This is a genomic window from Polynucleobacter sp. 15G-AUS-farblos, from assembly GCF_018882445.1.
Lineage (GTDB): Bacteria > Pseudomonadota > Gammaproteobacteria > Burkholderiales > Burkholderiaceae > Polynucleobacter.
In genome coordinates this window covers 324,287-340,578 of the sequence record NZ_JACVOM010000002.1, presented here as the reverse complement: position 1 = coordinate 340,578, position 16,292 = coordinate 324,287, and the positions used below count along the sequence as shown (strand labels likewise).

16 protein-coding genes and 1 tRNA gene are annotated in these 16,292 nt (G+C 45.9%); 8 read left to right on the top strand and 9 right to left on the bottom strand.

Annotated elements, in window-relative coordinates; genetic code table 11:
- Nucleotides 1-12: 12 nt before the first annotated feature.
- The 5 genes from rsfS to ICN41_RS04970 form a co-directional block, all read right to left on the bottom strand.
- The gene (gene rsfS / locus ICN41_RS04990) at nt 13-402 is read right to left on the bottom strand and encodes a ribosome silencing factor (RefSeq protein ID WP_216291705.1); all 390 of its coding nucleotides are present in this window, start codon (nt 400-402) and stop codon (nt 13-15) included.
- Nucleotides 403-447: 45 nt separating this feature from the next.
- Nucleotides 448-1,137, bottom strand: a complete 690-nt coding sequence (gene nadD / locus ICN41_RS04985) for a nicotinate (nicotinamide) nucleotide adenylyltransferase (protein WP_216291704.1) — start codon at nt 1,135-1,137, stop codon at nt 448-450.
- Complete coding sequence (gene hemF / locus ICN41_RS04980; RefSeq protein ID WP_216291756.1) at nt 1,134-2,045, bottom strand: oxygen-dependent coproporphyrinogen oxidase; 912 nt, start codon at nt 2,043-2,045, stop codon at nt 1,134-1,136. The genes nadD and hemF overlap by 4 nt, the downstream gene beginning before the upstream one ends.
- 66 nt (nt 2,046-2,111) lie before the next feature.
- Nucleotides 2,112-3,389 carry a phosphoribosylamine--glycine ligase gene (gene purD / locus ICN41_RS04975; protein WP_216291703.1) on the bottom strand — a complete coding sequence of 426 codons (1,278 nt, stop codon included), beginning with the start codon at nt 3,387-3,389 and terminating at the stop codon, nt 2,112-2,114.
- 72 nt (nt 3,390-3,461) lie between these two features.
- Nucleotides 3,462-4,181 (bottom strand): YebC/PmpR family DNA-binding transcriptional regulator, encoded by a 720-nt coding sequence (locus ICN41_RS04970; RefSeq protein ID WP_216291702.1) that lies wholly within the window; start codon nt 4,179-4,181, stop codon nt 3,462-3,464.
- Nucleotides 4,182-4,333: 152 nt separating this feature from the next.
- Here ICN41_RS04970 and ICN41_RS04965 point away from each other — a divergent pair.
- The 4 genes from ICN41_RS04965 (at nt 4,334) to ICN41_RS04950 (ending at nt 7,389) form a co-directional block, all read left to right on the top strand.
- Nucleotides 4,334-4,418, top strand: a tRNA-Leu gene (locus ICN41_RS04965).
- Nucleotides 4,419-4,478: 60 nt separating this feature from the next.
- Nucleotides 4,479-5,432: an L-threonate dehydrogenase gene (gene ltnD, locus ICN41_RS04960; protein ID WP_255537900.1), complete on the top strand. Its 954-nt coding sequence runs from the start codon at nt 4,479-4,481 to the stop codon at nt 5,430-5,432.
- On the top strand, nt 5,423-6,691 hold the full coding sequence (otnK, locus tag ICN41_RS04955) for a 3-oxo-tetronate kinase (protein WP_216291755.1): 1,269 nt from the start codon (nt 5,423-5,425) through the stop codon (nt 6,689-6,691). The genes ltnD and otnK overlap by 10 nt, the downstream gene beginning before the upstream one ends.
- An 8-nt stretch (nt 6,692-6,699) precedes the next feature.
- Nucleotides 6,700-7,389: an aldolase gene (locus ICN41_RS04950; RefSeq protein WP_216291701.1), complete on the top strand. Its 690-nt coding sequence runs from the start codon at nt 6,700-6,702 to the stop codon at nt 7,387-7,389.
- Nucleotides 7,390-7,402: 13 nt separating this feature from the next.
- Here the strand turns inward: ICN41_RS04950 and ICN41_RS04945 are convergent, their stop codons facing one another.
- The 4 genes from ICN41_RS04945 to lptF all read right to left on the bottom strand — a co-directional run bounded on the left by ICN41_RS04945 (nt 7,403) and on the right by lptF (nt 11,746).
- On the bottom strand, nt 7,403-8,380 hold the full coding sequence (locus tag ICN41_RS04945; RefSeq protein WP_216291700.1) for a tripartite tricarboxylate transporter substrate binding protein: 978 nt from the start codon (nt 8,378-8,380) through the stop codon (nt 7,403-7,405).
- Nucleotides 8,381-8,463: 83 nt separating this feature from the next.
- Nucleotides 8,464-9,405: a CysB family HTH-type transcriptional regulator gene (locus tag ICN41_RS04940; protein ID WP_216291699.1), complete on the bottom strand. Its 942-nt coding sequence runs from the start codon at nt 9,403-9,405 to the stop codon at nt 8,464-8,466.
- Nucleotides 9,406-9,467: 62 nt separating this feature from the next.
- The gene (lptG, locus tag ICN41_RS04935) at nt 9,468-10,625 is read right to left on the bottom strand and encodes an LPS export ABC transporter permease LptG (protein WP_216291698.1); all 1,158 of its coding nucleotides are present in this window, start codon (nt 10,623-10,625) and stop codon (nt 9,468-9,470) included.
- Nucleotides 10,622-11,746: an LPS export ABC transporter permease LptF gene (gene lptF / locus ICN41_RS04930; protein WP_216291697.1), complete on the bottom strand. Its 1,125-nt coding sequence runs from the start codon at nt 11,744-11,746 to the stop codon at nt 10,622-10,624. Before lptF ends, lptG begins: the two co-directional genes overlap by 4 nt.
- A 154-nt stretch (nt 11,747-11,900) precedes the next feature.
- Between lptF and ICN41_RS04925 the strand changes: the two genes are divergently transcribed.
- The 4 genes from ICN41_RS04925 (at nt 11,901) to ICN41_RS04910 (ending at nt 16,242) form a co-directional block, all read left to right on the top strand.
- Nucleotides 11,901-13,505, top strand: coding sequence for a leucyl aminopeptidase (locus ICN41_RS04925; protein ID WP_370629096.1), 1,605 nt, complete (start codon nt 11,901-11,903; stop codon nt 13,503-13,505).
- A gap of 30 nt (nt 13,506-13,535) precedes the next feature.
- On the top strand, nt 13,536-14,003 hold the full coding sequence (locus ICN41_RS04920; protein ID WP_216291695.1) for a DNA polymerase III subunit chi: 468 nt from the start codon (nt 13,536-13,538) through the stop codon (nt 14,001-14,003).
- Complete coding sequence (gene lgt / locus ICN41_RS04915) at nt 14,003-14,791, top strand: prolipoprotein diacylglyceryl transferase (RefSeq protein WP_216291694.1); 789 nt, start codon at nt 14,003-14,005, stop codon at nt 14,789-14,791. The genes ICN41_RS04920 and lgt overlap by 1 nt, the downstream gene beginning before the upstream one ends.
- 146 nt (nt 14,792-14,937) lie before the next feature.
- Complete coding sequence (locus tag ICN41_RS04910; RefSeq protein WP_216291693.1) at nt 14,938-16,242, top strand: malonyl-CoA decarboxylase; 1,305 nt, start codon at nt 14,938-14,940, stop codon at nt 16,240-16,242.
- The last annotated feature ends 50 nt before the right edge of the window (nt 16,243-16,292 follow it).

Sequence of the window (16,292 nt, the reverse complement as noted above, 5' to 3'; positions counted from 1 at the left end):
ATGTGACGGGACTTATTCGTCGTCGTCAGGTTCGCTAGCCTTAGCAAGGCCTTTATCACCAGCTAATTTCACGCGTACGGGTTTAGCACCCCACATGCCCTCGAGCTGATAGTAAGAGCGGAGCATCGGTTGCAGAATATGCACTACGATATCTCCACAGTCGACTAGTACCCATTCACCGGTTTCTAATCCCTCGATGGAAATCACTTCACCACCTTTAGCATTGACATCTTCTTTAACGGACATTGCTAATGAGCGGGTTTGGCGATTGCTCGAGCCAGTGGCAATAATGACGCGATCAAATAGTTCACTTAATTTGGAGGTGTCATAGACACGAATATCTTGCGCCTTCACATCCTCTAGAGCATCAATAATGACGCGTTGTAATTTTCGTAAGTCCATGGTTTCTCAGTAATCTAATTTGTATTTAGGGTGATCTTAGCTTGATTATTGATACAAGCCTAGCTTTGTAATAATTTGCAAGGTATGCGATGGGATCTGGTCTGACTCAATTAAATTCCGATCAGATGTCTTAAGGCGATTTCTGAGATCGGTTGATGATAAGTCGACTGATAGGCTCTCATCAATATATATGAGGCCATATGGTGTAATCTCAAGCGCGCGGAGATCTAGCGTTTGATGTTTTTCTAAGGTCTTGCTGATTTCAGGGCTCATTTCAGTCGCGAGATCATAATTTGGTCTGCTAGCAACCGCAAAGTTCATGTAACTAAATAAATTCTGCCAAGTATTCCATGAGGGTAGATGAATGAGGGAATCTACCCCAGTTAGCCAAATCAGATTGGTTTCAGGGCCATAGCGCTCACGTAAAGATTTTGCGGTGTCAATGCTATAGCTAGGTCCAGCACGTTCTATTTCAATACGATCAATACCAACTTGAGTTGGTATCTTGAGGTATTGAAGTGCTTTTGTTAAATCGATACCGGCAGCCTCAGTTAACTGAAAACGAATTTCTGCAGGAGTAATACCGGAACCCTTCTGCCATGGTTCGCCGCTTGGTATGAGAAGCAATTCATCCAAGTGCAATAGCCTCGCAAAATGAATGGCTAGCTTTAAGTGGCCATTATGAGGAGGATCAAAGGTTCCTCCTAGGATGCCAATTTTCTGAATGGTGCTCAAGCTAACCAATCACGCGGTTTAAGATAGTAGTCATACAGCTTAGCTTCTGGTGTGTCTGGAGTAGGCTGGTAGTTGTACCACCACTGCACGACTGGAGGCATAGACATCAAAATCGATTCAGTGCGACCCCCTGAGTGCAGGCCAAAGATAGTCCCCCGATCAAATAGGAGGTTGTATTCGACATAACGTCCCCTTCGATATTCCTGAAAGGCTTTTTGCTCAGGGGTAAAAGGGTCTTGATAGCGTCTTTGCACAATGGGTAGGTAGGCCTTGATAAAGGCATCTCCTACTGCTCTAGTCATAGCAAAGCTTTGCTCAAAGCCCAGTTCATTAAAGTCATCAAAAAAGACCCCGCCAATCCCCCTAGGCTCTTCTCGATGCTTTAAGTAAAAGTATTCATCACACCACTTTTTAAAGCGGGGATACAAGGTATCCCCAAAAGGATCTAGAGCATCCTTGGCACTTTGATGAAAGTGTCTGCAGTCTTCATCTACCCCATAGTAGGGAGTTAAATCAAAACCCCCTCCAAACCACCAGATGGGCTCTTTACCTTCTGCCTGAGCTATAAAGCAGCGTACATTCATATGGGTAGTAGGCACATTGGGATTGTTGGGATGAAAAACTAAAGAGACTCCCATGGCTTCAAAATGACGACCAGCCACTTCAGGGCGGTGATGGGATGCTGAAGGCGGCATTTGATCACCCCTCACATGCGAAAAGCCTACTCCACCTTTTTCTAGGATCTTGCCACCACCCACAATGCAGGTACGACCATAACCTTTGAGTTTGCTGTCTTCTGGTTTATGCCATTCATCAGCAACAAAGGCTTTGCCATCGAGTGCACTCATCGCGCTAGTAATCCGATCTTGAAGACCCCAAAAGTAATCTTTGAGGGCTGCGATATTGATGGGGGCTTGGGGGGTGTGGGGGGTGTGTTGTTCAGTCAAGTGATTTCACTTTTTAAAATACTTTGATTACTTAATGGCGCGATAGCCAATATCTTTGCGATATTGCATGCCATCAAACTGAATTTTGTTAATCGCTTCGTACGCTTTTTGTTGTGCGCCACGAACAGTGTCTGCTAAACCAACCACACACATCACGCGACCTCCGGAGGTGACTAACTTACCATCTTGAAGTTTGGTACCCGCGTGAAATGTGATTTGATCTTCAGTATCAGCAGGAATGCCAGTAATTTCATCGCCATTGCGAGGGGTGTCTGGGTAGTTGTGCGCTGCCAATACCACTCCCAATGCAGTGCGGCGATCCCAATCTAATTCAACTTCATTCAATGTGCCATCTACTGCATGATCTAGAGCGTTGACTAAGTCACTGCGCAGGCGTGCCATGATCGGTTGTGTCTCTGGGTCACCCATACGGCAATTAAATTCTAAAGTCTTGATTTTTCCATCGGGTGCAATCATCAATCCCGCATATAAAAAGCCTGTGTAGGGAATGCCATCAGATTCCATACCCTTAACAGTAGGCATGATGACTTCACGTAATGCACGTGCATGAATTTCTGGGGTGACGACAGGAGCGGGGGAGTAGGCACCCATACCGCCAGTGTTTGGTCCTTGATCTGCATCGAGTAAACGTTTGTGGTCTTGGCTGGTCGCTAAAGCAAGAACATGCTTTCCATCAACCAACACAATGAAACTAGCTTCTTCACCGCTTAGGAATTCTTCAATCACCACACGCGCGCCAGCGTTACCTAATTTATTGTCGGCAAGCATCATATCGACTGCGGCATGTGCCTCTTCTAGGCTCATTGCAACAACTACACCTTTACCTGCTGCTAAGCCATCAGCCTTAATCACAATCGGCGCACCTTTGGCATCAATATAGGCGTGTGCTTCTAGTGCATTTGAAAAGGTTTGGTAATCCGCTGTAGGGATGCCATGACGCTTCATGAAGGCTTTAGAAAAATCTTTTGAAGATTCCAGTTGCGCGGCCAATTGGGTTGGTCCAAAAATTCTGAGGCCATTATTGCGGAACACGTCAACGATACCGGCAGCAAGCGGGGCTTCTGGGCCAACAACAGTTAAATGAATTTTTTCACGCTTCGCAAAATCAGCGAGTTCTTGTAGGCCAGAAATGGGTAGGTTTTCAATGCCTGCAGCTGCTTGCTTGGCTGTAGCTGTACCACCATTACCTGGTGCTACATATACAGTTTGTACCTGAGGAGATTGGGCAAGCTTCCATGCCAGTGCGTGTTCACGTCCGCCAGATCCGATCAGTAGAATTTTCATAACAAGCTGTCTATATTAATTATGGGTAAGTGTTAAAAGGGCGCGTATTAAAAGTTTCGATATACAGAGGATTTACAGCGCTGCATTGGTGAAGACTTCTTGGACATCATCCAAGTTCTCTAGCGCATCCAATAGTTTTTGCATACTCTCCGCTTGATCACCTTCTAAGGCAATTTCAGTTTCGGGGCGCATCGCAACCGTAGCAAGCTCAGCCTTCAATCCTGCATTGGCAATGGCATCCTGTACTTTGGCAAAATCCGGCACAGGGGTTAAGACTTCAAGAGAGCCATCATCATGAGTAATGACGTCTTCAGCGCCTGCATCTAAAGCGACTTCCATTAATTGATCTTCATTCGCGCCAGGTGCAAATAACATTTGACCGCAATGTTTAAATAAAAATGCAACTGAACCTTCGGTTCCCATGTTGCCGCCATTTTTATTAAATGCATGACGCACTTCAGCAACAGTACGAGTGCGGTTATCGGTTAAACAATCCACAATTACTGCAGCGCCGTTAATGCCATAACCCTCATAACGAATCTCTTCGTAATTCACGCCTTCAAGCGAACCAGTTCCTCTTTGAATCGCTCTTTGCACATTGTCATTGGGCATATTGGCGTCTTTGGCTTTATCAATTGCCAGACGTAAACGGGGGTTGGTTGCGATATCGCCACCACCAAGTTTGGCTGCAACGGTAATTTCTTTAATGAGTTTGGTCCAAATCTTGCCGCGTTTCTCGTCTTGACGACCTTTGCGGTGCTGAATATTGGCCCATTTTGAGTGGCCGGCCATGCGGATAAGTCCTTTTAATAATTTGGCTAGAAGACCTCATTTTAAGGGGTTCTAGGGCAAAGGGAGGAGATAGGTACCCATTTTTTGTTACACTCTCATGTCTTAGTAGGATCTAAGCACTAAAGTACGCAGAATTTCCACTGCAAACACCTGCCTCGGTGATGGAATTGGTAGACGTGCCGGACTCAAAATCCGGTGCCGCAAGGCGTGGCGGTTCGAGTCCGCCCCGAGGCACCATATTTGGCTATCTTGATGAATCAGATGGCCTACCCCCAAAGCCTCCTTTTGCTATGATTGTTGCCACTCTGTGCTTCGCACAATAACAAGCAGCAATCTCCAAAAGATCACATCATGAAAAAAGTTGGTTTAATTGGTCTCGGTGCCATGGGTTCAGGAATGGCTGGATCTCTGCGACGAGCGAAATTTGATTTATATGTTCTTGATGTTCGACCTGAGGTATCTCAGCAATTTGTAAAAGATGGCGGTACAGCCTGTTCATCACTAAAGGAACTTGGTTCACTTTGTGATGTGGTTGTTTCGGTAGTGGTGAATGCTGCTCAAACAGAGGCAGTGCTCTTTGGATCTCCAGATGCACCTGGCCTGGTGGACAGTTTAAAACCCGGTAGTGTTTTCATCATGTGTTCTACCGTTGATCCCAATATTTCTATTGCGTTTGAGTCACGCTTGGCTGAAAAAGGGATTTTGTACGTAGATGCTCCTATTTCAGGTGGTGCAGCTAAGGCCGCTAGTGGTGAAATGACGATGATGACTTCAGCGAGCGCGCAAGCCTATGACAAGGTCAACGATATTCTTAATGCAATGTCTGGAACCGTATACCGCCTGGGGGATCGTGCTGGTATTGGTAGCAAGGTTAAGGTAATCAACCAATTGTTAGCAGGTGTTCATATTGCCGCTGCTGCTGAGGCAATGGCTTTAGGCTTGAGAGAGGGTGTAGATGCTAATGCCCTCTATGAAGTCATTACCCATAGCGCAGGCAATAGCTGGATGTTTGAAAATCGGATGGCGCATGTGCTTGCTGGCGACTACAAACCACTTTCAGCGGTAGATATTTTTGTGAAGGATTTGGGCATCGTATTGGATATGGCGCGAGCCAGTAAATTTCCACTGCCGCTCTCTTCGACTGCTCATCAAATGTTTATGCAAGCTTCCACTGCAGGCTTTGCAAAAGAAGACGACAGTGCAGTGATCAAAATTTTCCCTGGCATTGAGTTGCCGAAAGCATCGAAGTGAGTATTCTTCTGGGCTGCATTGCAGATGACTTTACGGGAGCAACTGATTTAGCCAATAACTTGGTTCGTAATGGTATGCGTGTTGTACAAACGATTGGTGTTCCACAGCGTGGCTTGGATCAAGATGTTGATGCAGTTGTAGTGGCTTTGAAATCGCGCAATCTTGAGCCAGAAGAGGCTATCACCCAATCCTTAGAGGCCCTTGATTGGTTACGCGCACAAGGTGCCCAACAGATTTATTTTAAGTATTGCTCCACCTTTGATAGCACCCCTAAGGGAAATATCGGTCCAGTGACCGAGGCCCTCATGGGTGCCCTAAATACCGACTTCACAATTGCTACTCCAGCCTTTCCAGATAATGGACGCAGCGTTTTTAAGGGCCACCTATTCGTAGGTGATGTTCTATTGAGTGAGTCGGGAATGCGCGATCATCCCTTAACCCCGATGACGGATTCCAATTTGGTACGGGTACTTCAAGCTCAGTGCAAAAAGAAGGTTGGTTTAATTTCATACCAATCCGTTTTAGCAGGCGCACAAGCAGTTACCGATCGGATCGCTGAATTGCGCGCTCAAAATATCAGCATCGCGATTGTTGATGCAGTTTCAAATGAAGATTTGTATCGCATTGCTCCCGCTTTCAAGAATTTGCCTTTGCTTACGGCTGGTTCAGGAGTGGCTATTGGTCTACCGGGAAACTTTGGCTTGCTCGCCCGCCCAGAAACTAGTGTTCTACCACCGGCATCCGGTTACAAAGCGATTATTTCTGGAAGCTGCTCTGAGGCAACGAATCGTCAAGTGGCGCACTTTAAGCAACAAGGTGGGGCTGCATATGCCATCAATCCATTGGAGCTGTTATCTCAATCAGCAAGTGAAATTCAGTCCAAAATCTTGGCCTGGGCAAAACCACTCTTGCCTAATGGCTCCGTATTAATTTATTCAACGGCTAAGCCTGATGAGATAAGAGCAATTCAAGCTCAGCTGGGAACCCAAGAGGCGGGCAGTGCAATTGAGAATATGCTCGCCAGTATTGCTCACGGTCTAGTGAGTTTAGGGGTGGGGCAGCTTCTCGTAGCGGGTGGTGAAACCTCAGGCGCCTGTGTGCGTGAGTTAGGAGTAGATCAGATGCAGATTGGCCCACAAATTGATCCTGGTGTGCCTTGGTGTTATGCGCATGGAAAGGGTCAATCACTTCATCTCGCCTTAAAGTCGGGTAACTTTGGCACGGACGATTTTTTTACAAAAGCATTTTCTAAGCTGTGAAACAGAATATGACAGAAGAACAATTTGCACGAGCAGAAATTTGTCGAGTCGGAAAAAGTTTATTTGAAAGATCTTATGTGCATGCAACTGCTGGCAATATCAGCGTGCGTCTCAAAGATGGATTTCTGATCACGCCAACAGATGCTTGTCTAGGTTTCTTGGAGCCTACTCAATTGGCCAAGATTGATTTACAAGGACAGCAGGTAAGCGGAGATAAGGCGAGTAAAACGATGGCCTTACATGCGGCCATCTATCAGGCGGCCGAGGCGTTTGATGCCGATACCTCATGCATTATTCATACACATAGCACGCATTGCGTTGCTTTAACTTTGGGCCAGCAGTCTGTAGTTCAAGGTACTGATAAGTACCCAGAGCTCTTGCCGCCAATAACACCGTATTTTGTAATGAAGGTAGGGCACGTGCCCGTGATGCCTTATATGCGGCCTGGGGATGTGGCTGTTCTAGAACCAGTCAAAGATGCGATTGCGCATTACGGAGCAATGAGAGCGCCTATCAGGGCACTCATGCTCTCGCGTTTAGGTCCTTATGTTTGGAATAGTTCGCCTACGGCGGCGATGGCTACTCTTGAAGAGTTGGAAGAGACTGCCAAACTGTGGCAAATGAAACAGGGTTCTGTGGAACCTCTCACAGAAGAGCAGCTCTCCCAATTGCGCACTGTCTTTGCAGCGCGCTGGTAGTTTTCTTACTGCCTCAATCTAATTCAATTTTGGCGTAGTCAACTACTTTTTGCCATCTCTGCGAATCCGCTTTAATAAATTCTGCTGACTTAGTGGCGTTCATAAAATCTACGGTAGCTCCTAGCTTCACAAGAGAGTCAGTCACTTCTTTTTGGGCAACTGCTTTCTGAATACTATTTTGTAGTTTAGAAACAATGTCTTGAGGCAGTCCCTTAGGAGCTGCAATTCCGAAATAGGCTGCAACTTGGAAGTTTGGAAAGCCTGCTTCTTGCATTGTGGGAACTTGGGGAAGTGCTGGATTGCGTGTGCTGGTAGTGACAGCCAAAGCTTTTAACTTGTTGCCTTTAATCAAACCAAGGGCAGGCGGGAGATTGTCAAACATGAAATCCACGTCCTTAGAGACTAAAGCCACGTTTGCTAAGGCCGAGCCACGATAGGGAATATGCACTACATAAATGCCAGCCTGACTCTTCAGCATTTCTGCACTTAAGTTCAATGAAGTGCCGTTGCCATTAGAGGCGTAGTTCATTTTTCCAGGATTTGCCTTGGCGCGCTTCACTAGCTCAGCAACAGAATTAATCCCAGAGTCTGGATTAACAAGCAACACATTAGGCAGTTGACCAAAGATGGCGATCGGTTCAATGCTGCTTGGGTTGTATGGCAAATTCTTATAGAGTGCAGGGCTAATCGATAGAGGTGGTGAAGCCATCAACAAGGTATAGCCATCCGGTGTTGCTTTGGCTACTTCGGCGGCGCCTAAATTGCCACCAGCACCAGGTTTGTTTTCTACAACAATGGTTTGTCCTAATTCAGCTGAAAGTGCTGGGGTGATCAGACGGGCAACGTTATCAATCAAGCCACCTGGAGGAAAAGGCACGACCAGTTTGATGGGTTTGTTGGGATAGCTTGTTTGGGCTTGACCATGAATAGAAGTCAAAGTGATGAAGCAAGCAATGCCGACTTTAAGGATGGAGAGAAAATGATTTTTCATATGTAATATTTGTTGGGGTTTAAAAGCGTTTTATTGGCGAATATTTTTCAGATTACCATGAAGTAGGCTGATGAGCTGCCGAGTTAAATTTCGTAAGTCTCCGACTCATTATTCATAGCCTGCTCCACAATTTTCTTAGTGAGCGTTGGGGAGAAGAGTTCAATGAAGGTATAGACAAAGGAGCGCAGATAAGCGCCTTGCTTTACTCCAAGATGGGTCACATTGTTGCCAAATAAGTGACCCACTGGAATCACTTTGAGATTGCGATCTTTGTCTGCATCGTAGGCAATTCCGGCGACGATACCAACACCCATGCCAACTTCAACATAGGTTTTAATTACATCCGCATCAATTGCTTCGAGGATGATGTCGGGACTCAAACTGCGTTGTGCAAAAGCGGCATCAATCTTGCTACGCCCAGCAAATGCTTTGTCATAAGTGATGACTGGATACTTGGCGATTTCTTCTAAGGTAATGGTGGCTTGATTCAATAGGGGATGACTCAAAGGCACCATCAGTACGTGCTGCCATTGGAAGCCCGGCAATGCCAAGACACCTGGAGTATTTGCAATACCTTCGGTTGCAATTGCAATGTCAGCACGATCATGAATGAGTAGCTCAGCAATTTGACCAGGGCTACCTTGCTGAATACTGACGCGCACTTTCGGAAAGCGCTTGGTAAATTCAGTGAGTACTTTAGGCAGGGCATAGCGCGCTTGGGTGTGGGTTGTAGCAATGACAAAGTTACCTTGATCTTGACTGGCGAAATCTTTGCCGACTCGCTTGAGGGTCTCGACTTCATCCAAAATACGCTCAATGGAGCTCAATATACGTTTACCTGGCTCAGTTAGGGAGCGGATGCGCTTACCGTGACGACGGAAGATCTCAACCCCTAATTCGTCTTCAAGCTCAATAATGGCTTTAGACACGCCTGGTTGAGAGGTAAACAAGGCCTTTGCAGCCGTCGTGAGATTAAAGTTCTGTCGAACTGCTTCGCGCACAAAGCGGAATTGGTGAATATTCATGAGAATTCCTGTCTATATATCAATAGCGATATAGGAACTAAATTCTAAATGATTTTTGGGTATTAAGCCTTAGAAACCCAGCGCAATCCGACTAAAGCCAGGAAGAAGTAGAGAAGCGGGGGCGTTAGTGCGGTCAGGAGGGCTGGCCACGATCCCAAAAGTCCCACATTTGAAAACAGGGAATTAAATAGCTGAAAACTCATGCCAAGCATGATGCCGCCAAATACTTTTATGCCAACCCCACCAGCACGTACCTTGAGATAAGCAAAAGGCAGTGCCAATGTCAGCATCACAAAAATAATGAATGGGTAAATCACTTTTTTCCAGAAGGCGATCGAGTGGCGCTGTGTATCTTGTTTATTTTCACGGAGGTGATTGATAAAGCGCCCTAGACTAACGATGGACATTTTTTCTGGGCTGATGAGCAAGACATTCAGAATCTGAGGAGTGACATCTGATAACAGTGTCACTGTTGGGCGCTTAATCGTTTCGGAGCTGAAGGCTGGATTCAAAGGATCCGATTGCTTGATTTCCTTAAAGCGCGTTTCCGTAACATCATTGAGCACCCAATGTCCTGTTTCATCAAACAGTCCCGAGGCAGCCATGCGGATGCTGAGTAAGTGGAAAACATTATCAAACTCATACATTCGAATGTTGCGAATTTCATTGTCTTTGTCGATCTTGCCAACGTTGACATAGCGCACCCCGGGTCTCACGTCACCGGCACCATTCTCATCACGTAAGCGGTCTTTGACCCATACACCGGTTCTAAATTGCGAAGAAAAGGATGAGCCTAGGGCTTTCATCCGAATTTGATCTGATTTCGCTTCAGAGTAAGGGCCCACCCATTCACTCATGACTAAAGTAAGCGCAATTAATGGGATTGCTATTTTGACAAGCGTAATCAAACCCCGCTTTACGTCTAATCCGGCGATTCGCAAAATCGTAAATTCGGATTGGCTTGCCAACATGGCAAATACATAAATACTGCCGATTAAGCTAGCAATCGGAATAATTTCGGAGATACGGCTAGGCGCCTTGAGAAGAACGTGAAGCAGTGCTAAGGGTAGGGTGTATTGGCCTTGTACTGAACCAAGCTCACTTAAGATATCAAAGAATAAAAATAGCGCCACCAGAGCAAACAAAATAAAACCAAACGCAGCGTAAATTTGCTTGGCTAAATACCGCTCAAAGACGTAAGGAAAAAACAGTTTTATCATGACGCTTGATTTTTTCCAAATGCCGCAGGTAATTGCCGGCGCCACCACTTAAGGGATGGATTAATACGATTGCGTATCAAGGCGGTAGCAATCAGTAGGGCGAGTAAGTGGATTGGCCACACACCTAGCATTACATTGATCTTGCCCTGCGATACATAGTTCTGCATCAGGTTGAGAAGGTTGCTATAAATGAGATAGATTAATACCGCATAGAACATGGCTGTATAGCTGCCAAGTCTTGGATTGACATAAGCCAAGGGAATGGCAATTAAAACCAAGCCTAGAGCCATGAGTGGGAGGCCAATGCGCCACAATAACTCACCAAGATTTTGGTTTTCTGCTTTGGGGTTTGGGTCATTCAGTAGCTCAGTGATAGTTTTTTCTCGATCTCGAGGAGCGGGTGCCATCGCATCCTTGCTGCGGATCTTGGTGGTGTACTCGTTAAATTCCAAAATTCTAAAGTTGGGTTCAGTAGGGTTGCCTTCATAGCGACGCCCATTATTTAGAACGATCGATTTCTCCCCACCTTCGCTATTTTGAATATAGCCTGTAGAGGCTACTGCAATACTAAGACGCCCATTTTTATTGTCAGCTACAAAGATATTTTTAACTTCGCTTTTATCAATATCTAACTCTTCGATAAAAAAGACGCGCTCAGCTTTGGCGGATTCTTTAAATTGTCCGGCAGTCACCATAGATACATCATCGCGCTGTTGAAAGCGTTGACTAATGAGAGTGGATTCGCGATTAGCCCATGGCCATACGAAGAGTGCTAAGAGCGCAATGATGATGATGAGGGGAATGGCAAACTGCAGTATGGGTCTAATGAGACTAGTCACACTCAGGCCGCTTGCAAACCACACAATCATTTCTGAGTCTTTGTACCAACGTACCAAGACGATTAGGGTTGCGACAAAAAGTGACACCGTGAGCAAAACGGCTAAATACCCCAGCGTTGCAAGGGCGATTAAAACAATGGCATCTTCAGGGTTGACTGCGCCATTGGCCGCAAATCCCAAGATACGAATCACCAAAGAGGTAATCATGATTGTCACTAGCACCAAGAAGACGCCACCAGTAGTAAAACTGAGTTCGCGGCGAAGGGCTCGTTTAAAAATCATGGACTGTGATCGGCTTGGTGTTTGGCAGGATTCTAGGCTAGTAAATGGCTTATATTGAGGCTGTTAGCGATGTTCATCTTCATGTCGGAGGATAATGGATAAATATCCTTTTTCCTCTTGAATTTACTTATTAATAACGCGTTAAATTATGACAATTCAATTCAGTACCAAGATTTTCCCTCAAGCTGACCTTGAGAGCCAAAAATCGCTTAAACCTAGCCTCAAAAGCCTCTTAGCCCATAACACCGATTGTTTGGTGCTGGCATATTCAAAGGCTGATCTAGATGGTTTTGGGGGAGCTAAAGCAGCTAAAGCCAAGTCTAGCTATTTGACTGAGCTCGATCAACTATTGGGCGGTTCGGTCACCCATGCCAATGTACTTGGCGATCTGGATGCCAAACCTGCTTCAATTTGTGTACTCAGAGCTGAAAAATCTTGGGCTGCTAGTGGAGTGAAGGCAAAACGGGTCTTGTTGGTTGGTTTGGGAGATGCGCATCATGTGAGCGACCGTACTTTGCTCTCCTATTCAAAGATTGCGCGCGCTGCCTTAAAAGTACTCAGCGGAAATTCAATTGAGAATGCACTGTGGTTTGTACCGAGCTTTTCTTTAATGCATCAAGTAAATCTCATTGCTGATGAAGTACGACTGACCATTCAATATGCAGGTGATCAGGCTTATCGCTTCGGTGTTCGTCAACCGGCCATGAAATTTAAAGCTAAAGACCATCCAGATACTTTTAAGCATTTGGTATTTGCGGGTAATGATGCTTGCAGTAAAGAGATCAAGGATGCAGTAGCACAAGGCATTGCCATGGTTGAAGGGATGAATCTGGCGAAAGATTTAGGAAACCTGCCGCCGAATATTTGCACGCCAACGTATTTAGGAAAAGCGGCTCAAGGTCTTGCGAAGAAGGCAAGCCTAAAAGTAGAAGTCTTGGGTCTTAAGCAAATTGAAGCTTTAGGCATGGGCTCATTCTTATCAGTGGCTAAAGGTTCTGACACGCCACCACAATTTATTGTGATGCGTCATCAAGGCGGTAAGGCAAATGAGGCCCCCATTGTTTTGGTTGGCAAAGGGATTACTTTTGATACAGGCGGTATCTCACTGAAGCCTGGTGAAGCCATGGATGAAATGAAGTACGACATGTGCGGTGCCGCATCTGTAATTGGAACAATGTATGCCGCCGCTTTGATGAAGTTGAAAAAAAATGTGATTGGTGTTGTGCCTACTTGCGAGAATATGCCGTCCGGTAGGGCAACTCGTCCTGGCGATATTGTGAAAAGCATGTCTGGCCAGACTATTGAGGTGCTCAATACTGACGCTGAAGGCCGTCTGATTTTGTGTGATGCCTTAACCTATGTTGAGCGCTTTAAACCAAAGGCAGTAATTGATGTTGCTACCTTAACAGGTGCTTGCATTATTGCTTTGGGACATGTGCATAGCGGCTTATTTTCAGATGATGAAGGCCTTGTAAACGCTTTAACTAAAGCTGGTAATGCTTCTTTAGATACTGTGTGGCGTCTCCCTCTGGATGCGGCATACCACGAGCAGCTCAAATCCAATTTTGCTGACGTCGCCAATATTGGTGGTCGTCCAGCTGGAAGCGTGACTGCAGCCTGCTTCTTATCTCGTTTTACTGAGAAATATAAATGGGCTCATTTAGATATCGCAGGCACGGCATGGAAGAGTGGTGCGGCAAAAGGATCTACAGGCCGGCCAGTTCCATTGCTACTGAATTACTTGCTTGAGCAAAGTTAAGATTAGGATAGGTCACTTAGTTCACTCATCATGGCCCGTATCGATTTTCATAGTAATGTTGCTGACAAACTCCAATATGCCTGTCGATTAACTCGTCGCATTTGGAGCGGTACAGCTAATGGGCAGCCAGTCCGTCAAATTGTGATGGTGGGCGAGATAGTGGATCTCAAAAAATTAGATGAATTGCTGTGGACTTTTAGTGGTCCTGATTTTTTACCCCATTGTTTTATTGATGATGAGGCTGCCGCAGAAACCCCGATTGTTTTGACTGATGATTTTGCTTCGCCTGCCTTGCTACAGATTCCGCATGCAGACGTCATGATTCATTTAGGTATGCGTATGCCCAAGGATGTTGCAGCTTTAGTAGAGCGCTTTCCCAGAATCGTTGAGGTCGTCACTGTGAATGAAGCAGAGCGTCTAGCTGGCCGTGAGCGATACAAGGCCTATCGAGATCTTGGGCATGAGTTACATAACTTCGATCAATCTAAGAGCGCCTAATGCTGATTCACCCTCAGATTGATCCCGCAGCTATCCGCATTGGATCCTTTGCGATTCATTGGTATGGATTGATGTATCTACTCGCCTTTGCACAGTTCTTATTGTTGGGTAGATTGCGTATTCGGGCGCCACGCTATCAAGCATTAGGGTGGACTTATAAAGATCTTGAAGATTTATTATTTGCTGGCGTGTTGGGCGTGGTCTTAGGAGGTCGAATTGGTTACGCCTTGTTTTATATGCCGGGGCACTATCTTTCACATCCTCTAGATATTCTCAAAATCTGGGAAGGCGGGATGTCTTTTCATGGTGGATTATTGGGTGTCTTGCTTGCACTCTATTGGTTTGCCCGTAAGCGACACACTACTTTTTTTGTAGTCGGTGATCTAGTGGCGCCCTTGGTCCCCTTTGGTTTGGCATTTGGACGTCTCGGAAATTTCATTAATGGCGAGCTTTGGGGAAGACCTACCGATTTGCCTTGGGCGATGGTATTTCCCTTGGTTGATACGATTCCGCGCCATCCTTCACAGATTTATCAATTCCTCGGTGAGGGCATATTGCTGGGCTTGGTATTGTGGGTCTATTCGAGTAAGCCGCGTCGCGTTGGGCAAGTTTCAGGCCTATTCCTGCTCGGCTATGGCGTCTGCCGCTTTTTAGCCGAATATGCGCGTGAACCTGATGCCTTTCTGGGGCTTTTAGGTCTTGGCCTATCCATGGGTCAGTGGCTATGTGTCCCTATGATCATCTTTGGGGTGTATTTAATGACGGCTTTTAAATCTAAATCAGTCTAATTTCTTAGTAATCCAAGTTAGTCATCTGAATCTGAGCCTGCAACTGCCTAGGTTCTAGCTCGATCGCTTCATGCAAGTTTTTTGAACTATCGCTATCATTGATCGATCAATGATTCACCACGCCTCCCTTTCTTTGAAAGAAAACCATGCTTGAAAAGCTCGCAAAAGCCCGCTATTTTTCGCGTCTCACGGGGGCGGTAAATCGCCTCATTTCTGAACGCGGAGAATCTAATGCGGTCAGCATGGCAGATGATGTGATCAATAACTATCGGAAGTTATCCAAAGATCAGCACGCTAAATTCTTTACTTTTTTATTTGGGAAGCTCAATCCTGATCCAGCAGCAGTGATGACAGCGGCTCAACATTTCTCTGCAGAAGCAAATGCTCGCAATTACATTAAATTGCAGCGCGTTACTGAGCCACCAAGACAAGAATTATTTCGTCGCCTGAACCGAGCCAGTAATGGCACTGCTGCTTTAGTGGAGATGCGTCGAGATCTTTTACAGTTATTAGAAAAGCAACCCGAGTTAACGGCCGTGGATTTTGATTTGCGCCACTTGCTGTCTTCCTGGTTTAATCCGGGGTTTTTGAAGATGCATCGGGTGGATTGGAAATCCCCTGCAGAGGTGCTTGAAAAATTAATTCAACACGAGGCAGTTCATGCCATTGATGGATGGGATGACTTGCGCCGCCGTCTGCAGCCTGATCGTCGTTGCTTTGCATTTTTTCATCCGCAATTGCCTCATGAGCCGCTGATATTTGTTGAAGTTGCTCTCCTGCCAGATATCCCGGCGGTAATTACACCGTTGGTAGATAAAAAAGCAGAGACGATGCATCAAGCGTCTCAATATAAGGTAGCCGCTTTTTATTCCATTAGCAATTGCGAGCCTGGACTGCGTGGCGTATCCATGGGTAATTTCTTAATCAAGCGTGTGGCGGAGCAGTTGCATGCGGAATTTCCTAGTCTGAAGACTTTTGTCACGCTATCACCGATTCCAGGTTTTGTGGACTGGATTGCAGCAGGTGCTGATATTGGAGATCAAAAATCAGGAGCGCAATTAAAGCCAGCTATTCGGACGGCGCGTGATCAAGCACTCCAAATCTTAGAATTCAATAATCGCTCCTGGACAGAGCGTTTGGGTGCTGGTTGGCATCCTGACAATGCAAGCGCAAAAGAAAAATCTGCCTTAATGTGCTTGGCGAGTATTTATTTGGGCTTGGGATCTGCTGGAAGAAATGGTAACCCTGTAGCGAAGTTTCACTTAGGTAATGGTGCTCGTTTACATCAAATTAATTGGGCCGGTGATTTGTCTCGCAAAGGCTTGCGTCAGTCTGCTTCACTCATGGTGAACTATCTCTACGATCTCTCTGCTGTGGAGGAGAACCACGAGCGCTTTACGCGTGGTGAAATTGATTATTCACGTGGGGTAGGGCGCCTAATGACGTTTTAAATGCAGTTTAGATATGTTTGGCAGCAGTTGTTCTGATACGCCGTAAAATG